The organism is Micromonospora sp. M51, from assembly GCF_018070305.1.
GTDB lineage: Bacteria > Actinomycetota > Actinomycetes > Mycobacteriales > Micromonosporaceae > Micromonospora > Micromonospora parva.
Genome location: NZ_JAGPXZ010000050.1, coordinates 1 through 15,649, shown reverse-complemented (window position 1 = coordinate 15,649; position 15,649 = coordinate 1). Strand labels below are relative to the sequence as shown.

Below are 15,649 nucleotides of genomic sequence, written 5' to 3'. Positions count from 1 at the left end.
GCCCCAGGCGGCCAGCTCCAGCGCGAAACCGGTCAGGTCGGCGGTGGCGATCTCCGGTTCGGCGCGGGCGGGCAGCCGCTCGTGGGTCGCCGCCGACCAGCAGCGGTAGACGTACCCGGGGGCCTCCCGGCCGGCCCGGCCGGCCCGTTGGGTGGCGGCGGCCCGGGAGACCGGCACGGTGACCAGCGCGCCCAACCCACGGGCCAGGTCGATCCGGGGCACCCGGGAGAGCCCGGCGTCCACCACGATCCGCACGCCCGGGACGGTCAGACTGGTCTCGGCCAACGCGGTGGCCAGGACGACCCGCCGTCGGTCCGCGCGGCGCAGCACCTCCTGCCGGCGCAGTCGGGCGGCGACCTTGCGCTCCAACCCGTCCTCACCAGCGGTACGCCGGAAGATCTCCCGGGCGTACGCCTCGGTCTGCAGCAGTCCGGGCACCGACTCGGCCTCGTACGTGCGCAGCGTCGCCGCCTCGGCCTCCAGCCCGACGTAGAACTCGAACCACTCGGGGAGCACGTCGCTGTAGTTCTGCCACCAGCCCCGCTGTTGGGCACCTCGGGCGATCTCGATGAGCGCCTCGGCATCCGAACCGGTCACCTCGTAGAGCGCGAGGGCGGCCCGGACATCGCGTGGCTTGATGCCGATCTGCGCGGTTTCGATCCGGGAGAGGTTGCTCTTCGACATGTCGAGCTGACGGGCGGCCACATCGAGGGTCATGCCCGCGCGTTCCCGAAGTTGGCGGAGTTCCCGCGCGATGCGGCGTCGCCGGACGGTCGGGCTGGCAGCGGGTCGGATGGCGGGGGTGGCGGTCACCGTCCGAGTCTGCCACGACAGATTCGCAGGTCGCGCCTGCACGGAGTGCAACTTTCAAATCTGGGAGTTGCGTTGCAGTAGCTGTCGGTGCATCCTTTCCCGGTCGCGATCACTGTGGACACACCTGTGCGGGAGGACCGTTGCTCATCGCCGCAGAGTTCTTCCTGATCGCACACAACGCCAGTCGCGGCAAGGCCAAACTGCACCCGGCGGCGACGGGGCTCGGGCTCGCCGGCGGGCTGCTCGGCGAGCTGCTCCTGTATGGACACATCACCGTGCTGGGCGGGCAGGTCACCGTCATCGACCGACGCCCGCAGGCCGACGCGCTGGCGCACACCGTGCTGGACCAGCTGGTCGGCGAGTCGCAGCACCGGGAACTGAACACCTGGCTGAGCTTCCTGGCGCAGAGCGCGACGACCTCGGTGGGGGAGCGGCTGGCCCGCTCCGGGGTGCTGCGCCGGCAGGAGAGCCGCCGGCTGCTGCGTACCACAGTCACCTACCTGCCGATCGACCTCAACGCGGTGGCCTGGCCGGCCACCCGGCTGCGGGCCCTGCTGGACCGGCCGGACCCGCCGGGCGTCCCGGACGCGCTGCTGCTCGGCCTGGTCGTGGCCGCCGGGCTGACCCGCGAGGTGCTGTGGAGCGCCGGCCCCCGGGCCCACCACCGGTTGAACGTCCTCATCCCCGCGCTGCCGGCCCCGCTCAAGGAACTCGTCGGGCACACCGAGGCCGCCGTCGGCGCCGCCGTGCTGCGCGGCATCCCCTGACCCGTCCCGGTAACCCCCAACCCTCCCCTCGACAACCGGAGTAGTCGTATGCCCCCGACATCGACAGTCGACCGACCCAGCAACGTCTCCGAAGCCCTGGCCCGAGGTCGCCTCGGCATCCCGTCGGTCATCTTCTTCGTCCACTCCGCCGCGGCGCCGCTGACCGTGGTGGCCGGCGTCGTCACCACCGGCTACGGCGTCATCGGGGTGACCGGAATCCCGCTGGCCTTCCTGCTGATCGCCGCGGTGCTCGCGCTCTTCTCGGTGGGTTACGTGGCGATGTCGCGCCGGGTGGAGAACGCCGGCGCCTTCTACGCCTACATCTCCCGGGGTCTCGGCCGACCGGCCGGCGTGGGCGCCGCCTGGGTCGCGCTGATCGCGTACAACGCGTTGCAGGTCGGGCTGTACGGCACCATCGGGGCGGCGGCCCAGCCGGTGCTGGACCGGCTCTTCGGGGGGCACCCGCACTGGGCCGTCGTGGCCCTGGTGGCCTGGGCGTTGGTCGGCCTGCTCGGCCTGCTCCGGGTCGACCTCAACGGCATGGTCCTGGCCGCGCTGCTGGTCGCCGAGATCGTGGTGGTTCTCGTCTTCGACCTCGGACAGATCAGCAACCCGGCCGACGGTCAGGTCGGCTTCGCCTCGTTCTCGCCGGACAACCTCTTCGTGCCCGGCGTCGGCGCGGTGCTGGTGCTGGCCATCCTCGGCTTCGTCGGCTTCGAGTCGGCGGTGGTCTTCAGCGAGGAGAGCAAGGACCCGAAGCGGACGGTGCCGCTGGCCACCTACCTCTCGGTGGCGATCATCGCCGGGCTGTACGCGCTGTCGTCCTGGACCATGACGGTCGCCGTCGGGCAGGACCAGATCGTCGCCGCGGCCGGCGAGCAGAGCATCGAGCTGATCTTCAACCTGGCCGCCGCGCAGCTCGGCGACACCGTGGTCACCATCGGGCAGGTGCTCTTCCTGACCTCGGTGCTGGCCGCGATGATCTCGTTCCACAACACCACGGCCCGCTACACGTTCGCACTCGGTCGGGAGCGGGTGCTGCCGGCGGTGTTCGGGCAGACCTCGGCCCGGACCGGGGCACCGCGGGCCGCCTCGGTGGCGCAGAGCGTCCTCGGGCTGCTGGTCATCCTGCTGTACGCGATCAACGACTGGGACCCGGTGGTCCAGTTGTTCTTCTGGGTCGGCACCACCGGCGGTTTCGGCGTCCTGCTGTTGATCGCCACCACCTCGGTGGCGGTGATCGCCTACTTCGCCCGCTCGGCCAGCGGTGAGAACCTCTGGCGGCGGGCCATCGCGCCCGGCCTGGCCACCATCGCGCTCTTCGTGATCATCTGGTTGGCCGTGTCGAACTTCGCCAACCTGCTCGGCGTCTCCCCGGACTCCACCCTGCGCTGGGCGCTGCCCGCCGCGTACCCGGTGGCGGCCCTGCTGGGCATCGGCTGGGCCCTGCTACTGCGCAGCAACCGTCCGGACACGTACGCCCGGATCGGCCTGGGCGCGGCGAGCGCCGCCGCCGCCGTCACGTCGCCGCCGCCGGCCGCCGTGGAGGTGACCCGATGAGCGTGGTCATCGAGCGGCTCGGACCGGAGGAGACCAGCCTCGTGGCGGGTCGGATCGCCGAGGCGTTCACCGTCCTGGAGGTGACGACGTGGCTGGTCCCGGACGCGAGTAAGCGGGAGGCCGTGCTGGCCGGGGACTTCGAGATCCTGGTCGGGCACGCGATGCGGCACGGCATGGTGCACGCCACGGCGGATCGCGCCTCGGTCGCCGTCTGGTTTCCGTCGGTCGGCGAGCCAGCGCCGCCGCCGGCGGACTACGACGCCCGACTGGCTGCCGCCTGCGGCGAGTGGACCGACCGGTTCCAGCACCTCGACGAGCTGTTCGCGGCGAACCATCCGCATCCGGATCACCACCACCTCGCCTTCCTGGCGACCCGGCCGGACCGGCAGGGGCAGGGGTTGGGTAGCGCGTTGATGCGCCACCACCACGCCTGGCTGGACGCCAACGGGATGCCGGCGTACCTGGAGGCGAGCAGCCCGCGCAGCCGGGACCTGTACGCGAAGCACGGCTATCTGGCCGGCGAGCCGTTCCGGGTGCCCGACGGCACGCCGTTCTGGCCGATGTGGCGGGAGCCGGTCGGCCGCTGACCCGTTCGGGTCGACGCGACCGGTACGCCAGGGATCGCACTGTCACGTTGACGTGACAGCACGGACAGCGAGCAGGGCCGGGTCCATCGGACCCGGCCCTGCTGGCGTGAATCGGTCAGTACGTGCCGTCGAGCTGGCCGCGCAGCTTGGTCAGCGCCCGGGTCAGCAGCCGCGAGACGTGCATCTGCGAGACGCCGATCTGGTCGGCGATCTGCGACTGGGTCAGGTTGCCGTAGAAGCGCAGGGTGAGGATCTTCTGCTCGCGCTCGTCGAGGGTGGCCAGTGCCGGGCCGAGGGCGACCCGCAGCTCAGCCAGCTCGAACTCGCTGTCCTCGCCGCCGAGCATGTCGCCCAGCTCGGTGGCGCGCTCGCCGTCGCCGGTCGGGGTGGACAGCGACACCGCGTTGTACGCGCGGGCGCCCTCCAGGCCCTCCAGCACCTCTTCCTCGGTGAGCTTGAGGTGCGCGGCGATGTCGGCGACCGTCGGCGAGCGGCCGAGGGTCTGCAGGAGCGAGCTGTTGGCGTCGGAGATGGCCAGCCGCAGCTCCTGGAGCCGGCGGGGCACCCGGATGTCCCAGGTGCGGTCGCGGAAGTGGCGCTTGAGCTCGCCGATGATGGTGGGGATCGCGTAACCGGCGAAGTCGACACCGCGCGAGGGGTCGAACTTGTCGATGGCCTTGATCAGGCCGATCGCGGCGGTCTGCGCCAGGTCGTCGTTCGGCTCGCCGCGCCCGCTGTAGCGGTGGGCCAGGTGGTTGGCGAGCGGCAGCCACGCCTCGATCGCCCGGTCTCGCAGCGCGGGGCGCGACGGGTGGTTGGCGGGCAGCGCCGCCATCGCGTTGAGCACGTCGGCAGCGCTGTCGGTGAGAGCGCGCGGGTCGAGCTTGGCGCTCGCCTTGGCGGCGGTGCTCGGCTGCTCGGTGATCGTTGGCGCGGTCATGGGTGGTCCTCCCTGCACCTCGTCCACGGACAAAGAGACGTGACGCTTTGGTTTAAGTTCCAATGGGCCGTTCGGGAGTCACCTTAACCTGATCGTCTCCCCGAAATCTAGCCGAAAGGTTGATGTACTTAAGGGATGTCGAGCAACAAAACGGGCAAACAGGCAGGAAGTTGAGGTCGCTGTGAGGAGCCTTACCCGCTTTCTCGCCCGCAGAAGCGCTGCCCGGTCGTCCGACCGGCTCCACCGATCGGCCCCCGGCCCTCGGCGACTGGTCAACACGAAATCCGACAAGTCGGCCGGAGTGTCGACTATCCGTCCTTGTCCCGCTGGCGGGACCGGCCGTAGCGTCGCCTGTACACACCCGGTTCGGAGGCACCGTGCTCGATCCAACCGCTCCCCAGCTCGTCGTGAACAGCCGCACCCTCTACTTCAGCTGGCTGCCGGCGGATCCCGACGCCGTCGCCGCCCTGGTCCCGCCGGGGCTCAGCCCCCGCCCCGACCGGCAGGTCTTCCTCAATCAGTACGTCGTCGACGACGAGACGCAGACCTCCGGCTTCGGCGCGTACTCGCTGACCTACCTCGGTGTCTCGCTGCTGGGCGTCGACGCGCCCGGCGGCCTCAACGCGGGTGGCTGGTGGACCCACTACGTGGCCTCCAGCCGACTGGTCCGTGAGTACGCCGTCGCCCGCGGCGCGCCGGTGTTCGCCGGGCGCACCCGGATCGAGGTGACCGGCGAGGACCTGCTCGCCGAGACGGAGATCGACGGCACGACGGTGATCCAGGCGCGGTGCCGGGTGGGGGAGACCGGGCACGCGATCAGCAGTGGGCACCACCGCTACTTCACCCGACGCGACGGCCAACTGCTCAGCTCGGCCTACCCGTTCGTCGCCGAGCCGGTCGCCCCGTTCGAGATCGAGTCGGTGGAGTTCCTCCAGCGCGGCCACCCGATGTACGCGCTGCGCCCGGCCAACCCGCTGACCATCGGCTTCGGCTACTACTCACCCCGCTCGTCGTTCGCCTACCCCGGTGGGTTGAACGTGTACCGGGCCCCCGCGCCCGAGCCCACCCGGCCGCTTCACCAGGTGCCGGCCAGTCTCGCGCGCAGCGGCCTGCCGTCCGGGTCGTAGACCAACCGGTACATTGGCAGCGCCCACGCCCTGGTGTACCACGGCAGCCGTTCGGGGCGGTGCGGGCGTAGTCGCCCGGGCGGCCGGTCACCCACCTGGCCGTCGTCGTACCACTGCTGTAGCGCGTCGGCGGCGGCGGTGACAGCCGCGACGGCGTCCGCCGGGTCCAGCAGGTCCGCGTCGTCCCGGCCGTCCGGGTCACGGTCCAGGTGCTCGCGCCACAGCCGCAGTCGCAGGTCCCGGGCGAAGCTGCGCGCGCCGTCGCCCCGCCCCGCCGGGTCGGTGGGCTCCCGCTGGTCCGGCGTCTCGTCGAGCACCGCACAGGACAACTCACTGTCGTGCGTCCAGGACCGCCGGTTGAAGTTGTCGCTGCCGACACTGGCCCACACGTCGTCGACCACACACACCTTCGCGTGCACGTAGACCGGGCCGCCGGCCTGGTTCTCCACGTCGAACACGTGCACCCGGTCCGGTGCGGCCCGTTCACACAGCGACAGCGCCTGCTCGCGCCCGACCATGTTCGGTGGCAACGCCAGTTTGCCGTCCACGTCCGGGTGGCGGGGAACGACGGCGATCAGGTGCAGTTCCGGGTTGTCCCGCAGCGCGTGCGCGAACAGGTCGGCGACCTCGGCCGACCAGAGGTACTGGTCCTCCAGGTAGATGAGTCGGCGGGCCCGACGGACCGCCTTGGTGTAACCCCGGGCCACGGTCCGCTCCCCGTCCGGTGCGAACGAGTAGCGGGGACGGACGGCCGGATAGGTGAGCAGCACCTGGATCTGGTGCGGACCGCAGGGCGGCGGATCCGCCGGCTGCTCGGGCAGCGGGTCGGGGCGCAGGTCCGAGCCGCGCAGCCGATCCCGCAGGTAGGCCATCGGGTTCTCCGAGTCCAGCGGCATCGGGTCGGTCCAGCGTTCCCGGAACAGGGTGTCCAACGCGCCGACCACCGGACCGCGCACCGCGAGCTGCACGTCGTGCCAGGGCGGATTGGGCCCGTACCGCTGGGACATCTGCACCGGCTGCGGATCCCCGTGGTGCGCGGCGTCATCGCGGCGGCTGTGGCACAGGTCGATCCCGCCGGCAAAGGCGATGTCCCGCTCGGGTGCGCCCGGGTGTCGCAGCACCACGAGCTTCTGGTGGTGCGAGCCGCCGCGCCGGACCCGTTGGTCCAGCAGCACCTCCCCGCCGGCGGCCGAGATCGTCTCGCTGAGGTCGCGGTTCTCCGCCTCGCTGTACGCCAGGACATCGAGGTGCGACCGCCAGATCAACCCCTTGACCACCACGCCGCGTTGGGCGGCCTGAGCGAAGAGCTGGGCCACGGTCGGGCCGTCCGGGCGCAGCCGCTGGTCCGGGTCACCCCGCCAGTCGGTGAAGAACAGGTGGTCCCCGGCGCCCAGCGCCTCGACCTCGTCGACCAGCCGGTCGAAGTAGGCGGCACCGTGAATCAACGGCTCAGCGAGGTTTCCCGTGGTCCACACGGGTATGCCAGAGACCGGGTTGGCGCGTTCCTCAGCGGTGAGAAACCAGTCCTGCAACGGCACCGTCCAGCCCTCCTGGAGGTCGGCAACGTCCTCACGGTAGGACCCCCGCCGCGGGTCCGCACGCCAGGCGAACCGAGCGGTGACCTGGCCAACGCCATCGCAAGTGACGCGACAACAGCCGAGGAGGCCACACGATGCCCCGCGACACGACGAACCCCATGACCGAGAACCGCGAGCCGGCGGTGGAGAGCGAGCGGGGTGCGCTGGTAGCGGTGTTGGTGATGGTGATTCTGGGTGTCGCCGGGATTTTTGCGGTCTCCTGAGGCGGCGCCGACGCCCCCGGGGTGAACCGGAGGCGTCGGCGCCGATCTCAGTGGTCGATCGTGGTCAGGGCCGGGCGCCCTGGCCGCCGGTGTGCGGGAGCCGCTCGGTGGGGATCACGCCGAGGCGGCCGGCCTGGAAGTCCTCGAACGCCTTGAGCAGCTCGTCGCGGGTGTTCATCACGACCGGGCCGTACTGTGCCACCGGCTCCCGGATCGGCTGACCACCCATGATGTAGAGGTCCCGCGCCGGGGTGTTGCTGTCCTGCGTGGTGTTGGCGCCGAACCGCAGCGCGTCACCCGGGCCGTGCACCGCGAGCTGGCCGGTACGCACCGGCCGCCGGTCGGCGCCGACGGTGCCGCGACCGCCCAGCACGTACACCAGGGCGTTGAAGTCGGGGCGCCAGGGCAGGTCGACCTGCGCGCCCGGCTGCACGGTGACGTGCGTGATGGTGATCGGGGTGAAGGTCGAACCCGGGCCGCGGTGCCCGGCGACCTCGCCGGCGATGACCCGGATCAGCGCGCCGCCGTCAGGCGTGGTGAGCAGCGCCGACTCGCGCCCCCGGATGTCCTGGTAGCGGGGCGGGTTCATCTTGGCCGAGCGGGGCAGGTTGACCCACAGCTGGGTGCCGTGGAAGAGCCCGCCGCTGACCACCAGGTGCTCCGGTGGGGCCTCGATGTGCAGCAGGCCGCTGCCCGCCGTCATCCACTGGGTGTCGCCGTCGGTGATGGTGCCGCCACCGCCGTTGGAGTCCTGGTGGTCGAAGACGCCGTCGATGATGTACGTGACGGTTTCGAAGCCGCGGTGCGGGTGCCACGGTGTTCCCTTGGGCTCGCCCGGCGCGTAGTCGACCTCGCCCATCTGGTCGAGGTGGATGAACGGGTCCAGGTCGGCGGTCGACACCCCGGCGAAGGCACGGCGGACCGGGAAGCCCTCACCCTCGAAGCCGCTGGGCGCGGTGGTCACCGTGCGGACCGGTCGGATCGTGGTGGCCTCGTCGAGTCGAGGCAGGCGGGGCAGGACGAGAACATTGTCAACGGTGATCGCGGGCATGTCGAAGGCTCCTAACGTGGGGCAGGGGTGGTCGAGCCGACCCGCGATGCCCGCCGGCGCTCGCCGAGCCGATCGATGACCCGGGTGAGGCAGGCGACCTCGGCGTCGTCGAGGTCGTCCATCAGATGGGTGCGCACCGACGCCAGATGGTGGGGTGCGGCTTCCCGTAGCGCGAGCAGCCCGGCCGCGGTGAGCACCGCCTCGCTGCCGCGCCGGTCGTCCGGGCAGGGCTCCTTGCTGACCAGGCCACGACGCTGCATGGAGGAGACCTGATAGGTGAGGCGGCTGGGCGAGAAGATCAACCGGCTGGCCAGCTCGCCCATCCGGAGCCGCTGCGCCGGTGCCTCGGAGAGCAGGACCAGCACGTGGTAGTCGGCGAAGCTGAGGTCGCAGTCGGCCCGCAGCTCCTCTTCCAACTGGGTGTAGAGACGCTGGCTGGCCTCGATGTAGGCCCGCCAGGCGGCCTCTCGGGTGCTGTCCAGGCTCTCGGTCATGCCCACGACGATAGCACTACTTCAAAACTTAACTACTGCGGTTGGGCGTTGTCTGGGTCACTTTCCTCGCGTCCCACGGGTGGCTCGTGCAGTTTTGAAGAAAAGGTGGGGTAATCCGGCGGCGCGAAGGCGGTGCGATGTGCCAGACTCCGGCCTCGTGGAACACGTGGAACTCGCTGCCGGCGAGCTGTTGCTGCGGCCCTGGCGGGACGAGGACGCTCCGGCGGTGCGTGACGCCCTTCGTGACCCGGCCATCGCCCAGTGGAACCCGCAGGGTGACGGCCTGATCGACGACGAGGTGGCGCTGCTCTGGGTACGCCGCCGCGCCGACTGGTCCGCCGGGGACCACGCCTCCCTGGCGGTGACCTCGGCGGTCGACGGCGGCCTGCTGGGTTCGGTGTCGCTGCACCACATCCGGCACGGCGACGCCTCCATCGGCTACTGGACGACGCCGGCGGCGCGCGGGCGTCACGTGGCGCTGCGCGCCGTCGTCCGGCTCACCGACTGGGCGTTCGCGGACCTCGGGCTGCACCGGGTGGAGCTCTGCCACGCGGTGGCCAACCCGGCGTCCTGCCGGGTCGCGGAGCGGGCCGGCTACCCGGCCGAGGGGACCCTGCGCGAGTCGTACCGGTACGGCGACGGCCGCCGCTACGACGAGCACCTGCACGCCCGCCTCGCCACCGACGGCTAGCCGGGACGGACGGCCGCCGACCGCTAGCCGGGGACGGACGGCCGCCGACCGCTAACCGGGGACGGGCGAGCGCCGTCGGCGCGAAACCGTCACTCGGTGACCTTGCGAAGGAACGCCGTGAGGGTGGCAGTGGTGCGGTCGATCTTCTCCGCCACTGTCAGCGTCTCGTGCATGCGGGGCCCGGCGTGCTTCTTGCCCCGCAGGTAGAGCGAGCAGGCCAGGTCGGAGCAGACGTACACGCCCACCGAGTTGCCCTGCCGTCCGCCGGAACCGGCCTTGCGCGCGGTCATCAGCGAGACGCCGTCGCCGGTGTGCGTGGTCAGGCAGAGCGAGCACATGCTGCGTCGCACCCGCCCGGTCTGCTGCGGTGCGACCCGCAGCGCGACGCCGACCAGCTCGCCGTCGGTCTCGGTGACGAGATAGGCCCGCTGCGGCGCGGCGGGGTCCCGCCAGCCGAGGAAGTCGAGGTCGCTCCAGGATCGCGCGTCAAGATCATGTGGTAGGGCCAGCCGCTTCGCCTCGCCCTGGGTGGTGTTGACGAAGGACGCGCGGATGGCGGACTCGGTTGGGGCTAACATAGGTGCCAGCCTAGTCCTACTAGGCAAAAAACTAGAGGGGTGTGTTGGATGGCACGTGCCGGAGTGACCGCCGAGCGCCTGACGCTGGCCGCAGCCGAGCTGGCCGACGAGGTGGGCGTGGAGAACGTGACTGTCGCCGCGCTCGCCCGCCAGTTCGGGGTGAAGGACGCCAGCCTGTACTTCCACCTGAGGAACGCGCACGAGCTGCGGGTCAGGATCGCTCTGCTGGCGCTGGCGGAGCTGGCCGACCGGGTCGCCGACGCGCTCGCCGGCCGGGCCGGCAAGGACGCGCTGGTGGCCTTCGCCAACGCGTACCGCGACTATGCGCGCGAGCACCCGGGCCGGTACGCCGCCATGCAGATCGACCTCGACCCGGAGACCGCCGCCGCGAGCGCGGGCGTCCGGCACGCCGAGATGACCCGGGCGATCCTGCGCGGCTACCGACTCTCCGAGCCCGACCAGACCGACGCGGTGCGGATGATGCACAGCACGTTCCACGGGTTCGTGAGCCTGGAGCGGACCGGCGGGTTCCGGCACACCCCGCGCCCCACCGACGACTCGTGGTCGCGCGCCCTGGACGCCCTCGACGCCGTGCTCACCAACTGGCCACCGCGCTGAGCTGCCGTGGCGGCACGGCATAGGCTCGGTGCTGTGGATGATCTGGAGTTGGCCGACTGGCGGGAGCGGGTCGCCCGGCTGTACCTGTCCGACGTCGACCTGATCGGCTTCCGGGCCGGCCGCGACGAACTCTTCGCCACCCACCCGCAGAGCCCGATCCCCGTGGCGCAGCGGCCCGGCTTTCCCGGGGTGCGTTACTTCCCACCCAATCCCGAGGCCGTGGTCGAGGCGCCGCTGCGCCCGGCCAGCGGCGAGCTGCGCATCGACACCGGCGGCCCGGACGGGGTGGTCGCGTACCGGCGGGTCGCGGTGGCCGAGACGACGTGGGGGTCGCTGACCCTCTGGTGGATCGAGGCGTACGGGGGTGGGCTGTTCGTTCCGCTGCGCGACGGCACCTGCGGGCGGGAGAGCTACGGGGGTGGGCGGTACCTCACCGACACGGTGAAGGGCACCTTCGGCCGGGGTGTCGAGCTGCTGCCCGGCGACCGGGTCCGGCTCGACGCGAACTACCTCTACAACCCCAGCTGCGCCTACGACGACCGTTGGGCCTGTCCGCTGGCGCCCCCGGAGAACCGGGTCGACGTGCCACTGCGCGCCGGCGAGATGGCGTACCACGACTGACCGGCCGCCCCGGCGTGCTGCCGGGACGGCCGGTCGATCGTTCGCTCAGCGGGCGTTCGCCGCCGAACCGGGCATCTGCATCCGACCGAGCAGCTGTCGCGCCTGGTCGGCGAGCTGGGCGTCGACGGTCACCGCGTACTGGCCGGCCCGCAGTGAGCTGGCCGAGGTGAAGTCCCGCTGCCCGCCCGTCATGGCATGCGCGACAGCGCCGAACACGGCACCCCAGATCGCACCGATGACCAGCCCGACCAGGATCACCGCCAGCCAGTTGCCGACGGTGAAGATGCCGAACAACAGGCCGATGAAGAGCCCGAACCAGGCGCCGGTGCCCGCGCCGAGCAGAGCGGCCCGACCGGTGGTCATCCGCCCGAGCACCGTCTCCACCAGGGTGAGGTTGGTGCCGACGATGGCGCTGTGCTCCACCGGAAAGCGGTTGTCGGCCAGATAGTCGACGACCCGCTGCGCGCTCGGATAGTCCGGGTACGAGCCGATCGTCACGGTCGGCGGGCCGGTCTGCGGCCCGTGGCCGTCCCCGGCCGGTGTCGACAGGCGGCCGGCCGGCCCGGATGGAAGCAGGTCGCCACCCTGTGTGCCGGGCCGCCAGGCGGCGGCCGGCCCCGAAGCTGACGTCATGAGCATCCTCCCTCGTCAGCTCCCCGGGTTCCCCGCCAGGCCGACCGGTAACGCGGCCGTCGCCGTCCCGGCGGCAGGGGAATGCCACCTGACTGCCCGGGTAGGCAGTCAGGTGGAGAGCGGACAGATCAGCGACTACGGTTTCCTCGCCGACGGGCGCAGCGCGGCGCTGGTGGACCCTGCGGGCTCGGTGAACTGGTGGTGCCCGGGCCGGTTCGACGCCCCGTCGGTGTTCGCGCGGCTGCTCGACGACAACGCCGGGCACTGGTCCATCCAGCCCGAGGGCGACTACCGCGTCGACCGCAGCTACCTCGACGACACCCTGGTCCTGCGAACGGTCTTCCGCACCGCGAAGGGGGAGGTCGCGCTCACCGACGCGCTGGCCTTCGAGCCCGGCTCGCGCGGTCACGACATCGGCCTGCACTCGCCGCAGGTGCTGGTCCGTTCGGTGGAGGGGCTGTCCGGTTCGGTGCCGATGCGGGTGCACTACCGGCCGCGCTTCGAGTACGGCCGCACCGTCGCGTACCTGATCGAGCGGGAGGACATGCTGGAGGCCATCGCCGGGGCCGCCCGACTCACCCTGCGCGGCAGCGTGCGGTTGACCGCCGGCGACGGCGAGGCCACCGGGACGTTCACCGCCCGCGCCGGCACGAAACACACCTTCACCCTCGGGTACGCCCCGACCTACGACGCCCCGCTGCCCGAGGTGCCGGACGCCGACCAGACCATCGCCGACACCGTCGCCGGCTGGCGCTCCTGGTCGGACGAACACCCGTACGACGGGCTCTACGCCGACCAGGTGCGGCGCAGCCGGCTGGTGGTGCAGGGCATGACGTACCGGCCCAGCGGCGCGGTGGTGGCCTCGGTGACCACGTCGCTGCCGGAGAAGCTCGGCGGGGACCGCAACTACGACTACCGCTACGTCTGGGTGCGGGACTTCAGCCTGACCCTGCGGGCGCTGTGGCGGACCGCGTGCCTGGACGAGGTGCAGCGGCAGTTCGCCTGGTTGGGCCGGGCGATGGGTCGCGTCGACGACCGGCCGGTGCCCATCATGTACGGGGTGCTGGGGGAGCGGGACCTCACCGAGCACCGACTGGAACAGCTCGGCGGCTACCGCGACAGCCCACCGGTGGTGATCGGCAACGACGCGTGGCAACAGCGGCAGACCGACATCTTCGGCGAGGCGATGGACGCCGCCTGGTTGATGCGCGACAAGCTGGAGCCGTTCGACCCGGAGGTGCGGCACGTGCTGCGGGTGCTCGCCGACCAGGCCGAGCGGGACTGGTCGTTGCCCGACGCGGGGATGTGGGAGGAGCGTGGCATCCAGCACCACCACGTGTCCTCGAAGGTGCAGTGCTGGGTCGCCCTGGATCGGGCGGTCCGCTTCGGTGACACGCTCGGCGAGCCGCAGGACGTGGCCCGCTGGGCGGCCGCCCGTGACGCGGTACGCGCGGAGGTGCTCGAGCGGGGCTGGAGCGAGCGGCTCCAGTCGTACACCGGGAGTTTCGAGACCGACGACCTGGACGCGTCGGTGTTGGTGATGCCGCTGGTCGGGTTTCTGCGGGCCGACGACCCGCGGATGCGCTCGACGATCCGCGCGGTGGAGCGGCGGCTGTCCCACGACGGCCTGCTGCGGCGCTGGGACGGCGACCCGGCGGGGTTCCTGATCTGCTCGTTCTGGCTGGTGTGCTGCCTGGCGCTGGCCGGTGAGCGGGACCGGGCGCACGAGTTGTTCCGGCGGCTGGCGGAGCGGGTCAACGACCTCGGCCTGTTCGCCGAGCAGATCGACCCGTTGACCGGGGAGCAGCTGGGCAACTTCCCCCAGGCGTTCTCGCACATCGGCCTGATCAACGCGGCCGGTGTGCTGACCGACGTCGAACGGGACCCGACGGTGCGGCAGACCGGCATGCCCCCGGCGTACTTCTCCCCAGTAAACCGCTGAGCCGCGCCGTCACCGGTCTGTCGCTGCTGCCGCCCGGCGCTCCTGGTGGCGCCGGTGCGTCCGTGTCGCCGGGTGGACGGTCAGGGCCCGGGGGACAATGCGGGTATGCGGCTGGTGCTCACGGCGGACACCCACGTACCGAAGCGGGCCCGGGATCTACCCGGTCCCCTCTGGGCGGCCATCGAGGCGGCCGACGTGGTGGTGCACGCCGGTGACTGGGTGGACGAGACACTGCTCGACGCCATGACCGCGCGCTCGCGCCGACTGATCGGGGTGTACGGCAACAACGACGGCCCGGCGCTGCGCGCCCGGCTGCCCGAGGTGGCCCGGGTCGAACTCGACGGTCTACGGGTCGCGGTCGTGCACGAGACCGGGCCACGGACCGGCCGGGAGAAGCGGTGCGCGGCCCGCTTTCCCGACGTCGATCTGCTGGTCTTCGGGCACTCGCACATCCCCTGGGACAGCGTGGCGCCCGGTGGGCTGCGCCTGCTCAACCCGGGCTCACCCACCGACCGCCGCGCCCAACCCCAGGCCACCTACCTGACGGCCACCGTGCACAGGGGCGAGCTGAGCGAGGTGCAGCTCCACCCGCTGCCCCGCCCCTGACCGCCCCGGTTACCGGCCCCGGCCCGTCTCGGCCTGGAGTTCGTCGATGCGCTTGGACGCCTCGGCCTTGGTCAGGTCGTCCGGGAGGTCGGCATGGGCCTCCCGGGCCAGCGTGCTCAGGTAGGACTCCTGGGCGGCGGTCGGCGGTTCGTCGCCGGTGACCCACTCGTCCGGGTCCTTGATCGCGGCGTTCTGGTCAACCTGCTCGCTACGGCGGTCGGTCATCATCATCACCCTTTCTTCGAACAGGTGTGCCAGTACCCCGATCGCCGTGGTTCATGCCCGTCGGTCACCGCCTACGATCATCGGATGGACCGGTCGGACGTCGTGGTGGTCGGGGCGGGCATCGCCGGGGTGGCCTGTGCTGTCGAGTTGACCCGGGCCGGGGTGCCCGTGCGGGTCAGGGAGCGGGGGCACGTCCGCGGCGGCCGGATGGCCAGCAAACGCTTCCAGGGGCGTCCCGCGGACATCGGCGCCGCCTACTTCACCGCCACCGACCCGGACTTCGTCGCAGTGGTCGAGCGGTGGCGCGCCGCCGGGCTGGTCCGCGAGTGGACCGACACCTTCCGGGCGTACGACCGGAGCGGGAACCACGAGGTGACCGGGCCGATGCGCTTCGCCGCCCCCGGTGGGCTGCGGTCGCTGGTCGAGCACCTGGCCGGCGCGGTGCCGGTGACCGTCGACCGGTTGGTGCTCGGCGTGGAGCCCGGCCCGGTCGTGGACGGCGAGTCGTGCGCGGCGGTCGTCCTGGCCATGCCGGGCCCGCAGGCCGCCCTGCTGCTCGACCCGGCCCTGACCGACGCCACCCGGGTGGTGCAGG

General features: G+C 71.7%; 19 protein-coding genes. 11 read left to right on the top strand and 8 right to left on the bottom strand.

The annotated features are described in order from the left end of the window. Window positions 1-756, bottom strand: a 756-nt coding sequence (locus tag KBX53_RS36175) for a Scr1 family TA system antitoxin-like transcriptional regulator (protein WP_309140714.1), incomplete at its 3' end; no start/stop codon positions are given. Between the two features lie 197 nt (window positions 757-953). Between KBX53_RS36175 and KBX53_RS05075 the strand changes: the two genes are divergently transcribed. From KBX53_RS05075 to KBX53_RS05065, 3 genes are read left to right on the top strand one after another with little or no spacing between them, the layout of a single operon-like run. Next, window positions 954-1,580, top strand: a complete 627-nt coding sequence (locus tag KBX53_RS05075) for a GPP34 family phosphoprotein (protein ID WP_210857967.1) — start codon at window positions 954-956, stop codon at window positions 1,578-1,580. Between the two features lie 48 nt (window positions 1,581-1,628). Further along, entirely contained in the window at window positions 1,629-3,140 is a 1,512-nt protein-coding gene (locus KBX53_RS05070) for an APC family permease (protein WP_210857966.1), read from the top strand. Further along, window positions 3,137-3,727, top strand: a complete 591-nt coding sequence (locus KBX53_RS05065; RefSeq protein ID WP_030335029.1) for an N-acetyltransferase — start codon at window positions 3,137-3,139, stop codon at window positions 3,725-3,727. The genes KBX53_RS05070 and KBX53_RS05065 overlap by 4 nt, the downstream gene beginning before the upstream one ends. Before the next feature lie 115 nt (window positions 3,728-3,842). On the opposite strand, the gene KBX53_RS05060 is transcribed toward KBX53_RS05065, so the two are convergent. Beyond that, window positions 3,843-4,667 (bottom strand): SigB/SigF/SigG family RNA polymerase sigma factor, encoded by an 825-nt coding sequence (locus KBX53_RS05060; RefSeq protein WP_030335027.1) that lies wholly within the window; start codon window positions 4,665-4,667, stop codon window positions 3,843-3,845. A 377-nt stretch (window positions 4,668-5,044) separates the two neighbouring features. Between KBX53_RS05060 and KBX53_RS05055 the strand changes: the two genes are divergently transcribed. After that, a complete protein-coding gene (locus KBX53_RS05055) occupies window positions 5,045-5,794 on the top strand; it encodes a hypothetical protein (RefSeq protein WP_030335025.1) in 750 nt (249 codons plus the stop codon). On the opposite strand, the gene KBX53_RS05050 is transcribed toward KBX53_RS05055, so the two are convergent. Beyond that, window positions 5,743-7,332, bottom strand: coding sequence for a phospholipase D-like domain-containing protein (locus tag KBX53_RS05050; protein WP_210857965.1), 1,590 nt, complete (start codon window positions 7,330-7,332; stop codon window positions 5,743-5,745). The genes KBX53_RS05055 and KBX53_RS05050 overlap by 52 nt on opposite strands. 134 nt (window positions 7,333-7,466) lie before the next feature. Here KBX53_RS05050 and KBX53_RS36825 point away from each other — a divergent pair, with 134 nt between their 5' ends. Further along, complete coding sequence (locus KBX53_RS36825; RefSeq protein ID WP_256443318.1) at window positions 7,467-7,595, top strand: hypothetical protein; 129 nt, start codon at window positions 7,467-7,469, stop codon at window positions 7,593-7,595. 64 nt (window positions 7,596-7,659) lie between these two features. Here the strand turns inward: KBX53_RS36825 and KBX53_RS05045 are convergent, their stop codons facing one another. Beyond that, entirely contained in the window at window positions 7,660-8,646 is a 987-nt protein-coding gene (locus KBX53_RS05045; protein WP_210857964.1) for a pirin family protein, read from the bottom strand. A gap of 11 nt (window positions 8,647-8,657) precedes the next feature. Next, entirely contained in the window at window positions 8,658-9,140 is a 483-nt protein-coding gene (locus KBX53_RS05040; protein WP_210857963.1) for a MarR family winged helix-turn-helix transcriptional regulator, read from the bottom strand. A gap of 157 nt (window positions 9,141-9,297) precedes the next feature. On the opposite strand from KBX53_RS05040, the gene KBX53_RS05035 reads away from it, so the two are divergent. Next, window positions 9,298-9,831 (top strand): GNAT family N-acetyltransferase, encoded by a 534-nt coding sequence (locus KBX53_RS05035; protein ID WP_210857962.1) that lies wholly within the window; start codon window positions 9,298-9,300, stop codon window positions 9,829-9,831. 89 nt (window positions 9,832-9,920) lie between these two features. Here the strand turns inward: KBX53_RS05035 and KBX53_RS05030 are convergent, their stop codons facing one another. Continuing rightward, window positions 9,921-10,409: an FBP domain-containing protein gene (locus KBX53_RS05030; protein ID WP_030335017.1), complete on the bottom strand. Its 489-nt coding sequence runs from the start codon at window positions 10,407-10,409 to the stop codon at window positions 9,921-9,923. A 48-nt stretch (window positions 10,410-10,457) separates the two neighbouring features. On the opposite strand from KBX53_RS05030, the gene KBX53_RS05025 reads away from it, so the two are divergent. Both KBX53_RS05025 and KBX53_RS05020 read left to right on the top strand, forming a co-directional pair. Beyond that, window positions 10,458-11,027 (top strand): TetR/AcrR family transcriptional regulator, encoded by a 570-nt coding sequence (locus tag KBX53_RS05025; RefSeq protein ID WP_030335014.1) that lies wholly within the window; start codon window positions 10,458-10,460, stop codon window positions 11,025-11,027. A gap of 33 nt (window positions 11,028-11,060) precedes the next feature. Continuing rightward, the gene (locus KBX53_RS05020) at window positions 11,061-11,648 is read left to right on the top strand and encodes a DUF1684 domain-containing protein (protein ID WP_030335013.1); all 588 of its coding nucleotides are present in this window, start codon (window positions 11,061-11,063) and stop codon (window positions 11,646-11,648) included. Between the two features lie 45 nt (window positions 11,649-11,693). Here KBX53_RS05020 and KBX53_RS05015 read toward each other — a convergent pair whose 3' ends face one another. Beyond that, the gene (locus KBX53_RS05015) at window positions 11,694-12,281 is read right to left on the bottom strand and encodes a general stress protein (RefSeq protein ID WP_030335011.1); all 588 of its coding nucleotides are present in this window, start codon (window positions 12,279-12,281) and stop codon (window positions 11,694-11,696) included. Window positions 12,282-12,393: 112 nt separating this feature from the next. Between KBX53_RS05015 and KBX53_RS05010 the strand changes: the two genes are divergently transcribed. Beyond that, window positions 12,394-14,223, top strand: a complete 1,830-nt coding sequence (locus tag KBX53_RS05010; protein WP_210857961.1) for a glycoside hydrolase family 15 protein — start codon at window positions 12,394-12,396, stop codon at window positions 14,221-14,223. A 105-nt stretch (window positions 14,224-14,328) separates the two neighbouring features. After that, the gene (locus KBX53_RS05005; protein WP_030335007.1) at window positions 14,329-14,829 is read left to right on the top strand and encodes a metallophosphoesterase; all 501 of its coding nucleotides are present in this window, start codon (window positions 14,329-14,331) and stop codon (window positions 14,827-14,829) included. Between the two features lie 9 nt (window positions 14,830-14,838). On the opposite strand, the gene KBX53_RS05000 is transcribed toward KBX53_RS05005, so the two are convergent. Next, window positions 14,839-15,057, bottom strand: a complete 219-nt coding sequence (locus KBX53_RS05000) for a DUF3072 domain-containing protein (RefSeq protein WP_210857968.1) — start codon at window positions 15,055-15,057, stop codon at window positions 14,839-14,841. An 81-nt stretch (window positions 15,058-15,138) separates the two neighbouring features. Between KBX53_RS05000 and KBX53_RS04995 the strand changes: the two genes are divergently transcribed. Then, a partial coding sequence (locus KBX53_RS04995) for an FAD-dependent oxidoreductase (protein ID WP_210857960.1) occupies window positions 15,139-15,649 on the top strand: 511 nt, incomplete at its 3' end.

Excerpts from the sequence above, each read along its gene's own strand:
- KBX53_RS05070 (WP_210857966.1), top strand. The coding sequence starts at position 1,629 with ATGCCCCCGACATCGACAGTCGACCGACCCAGCAACGTCTCCGAAGCC.
- KBX53_RS05060 (WP_030335027.1), bottom strand. The coding sequence starts at position 4,667 with ATGACCGCGCCAACGATCACCGAGCAGCCGAGCACCGCCGCCAAGGCG.
- KBX53_RS05005 (WP_030335007.1), top strand. The coding sequence starts at position 14,329 with ATGCGGCTGGTGCTCACGGCGGACACCCACGTACCGAAGCGGGCCCGG.
- KBX53_RS36825 (WP_256443318.1), top strand. The coding sequence starts at position 7,467 with ATGCCCCGCGACACGACGAACCCCATGACCGAGAACCGCGAGCCGGCG.
- KBX53_RS05030 (WP_030335017.1), bottom strand. The coding sequence starts at position 10,409 with ATGTTAGCCCCAACCGAGTCCGCCATCCGCGCGTCCTTCGTCAACACC.
- KBX53_RS05040 (WP_210857963.1), bottom strand. The coding sequence starts at position 9,140 with ATGACCGAGAGCCTGGACAGCACCCGAGAGGCCGCCTGGCGGGCCTAC.
- KBX53_RS05000 (WP_210857968.1), bottom strand. The coding sequence starts at position 15,057 with ATGATGACCGACCGCCGTAGCGAGCAGGTTGACCAGAACGCCGCGATC.
- KBX53_RS05025 (WP_030335014.1), top strand. The coding sequence starts at position 10,458 with ATGGCACGTGCCGGAGTGACCGCCGAGCGCCTGACGCTGGCCGCAGCC.
- KBX53_RS05045 (WP_210857964.1), bottom strand. The coding sequence starts at position 8,646 with ATGCCCGCGATCACCGTTGACAATGTTCTCGTCCTGCCCCGCCTGCCT.
- KBX53_RS05065 (WP_030335029.1), top strand. The coding sequence starts at position 3,137 with ATGAGCGTGGTCATCGAGCGGCTCGGACCGGAGGAGACCAGCCTCGTG.
- KBX53_RS05015 (WP_030335011.1), bottom strand. The coding sequence starts at position 12,281 with ATGACGTCAGCTTCGGGGCCGGCCGCCGCCTGGCGGCCCGGCACACAG.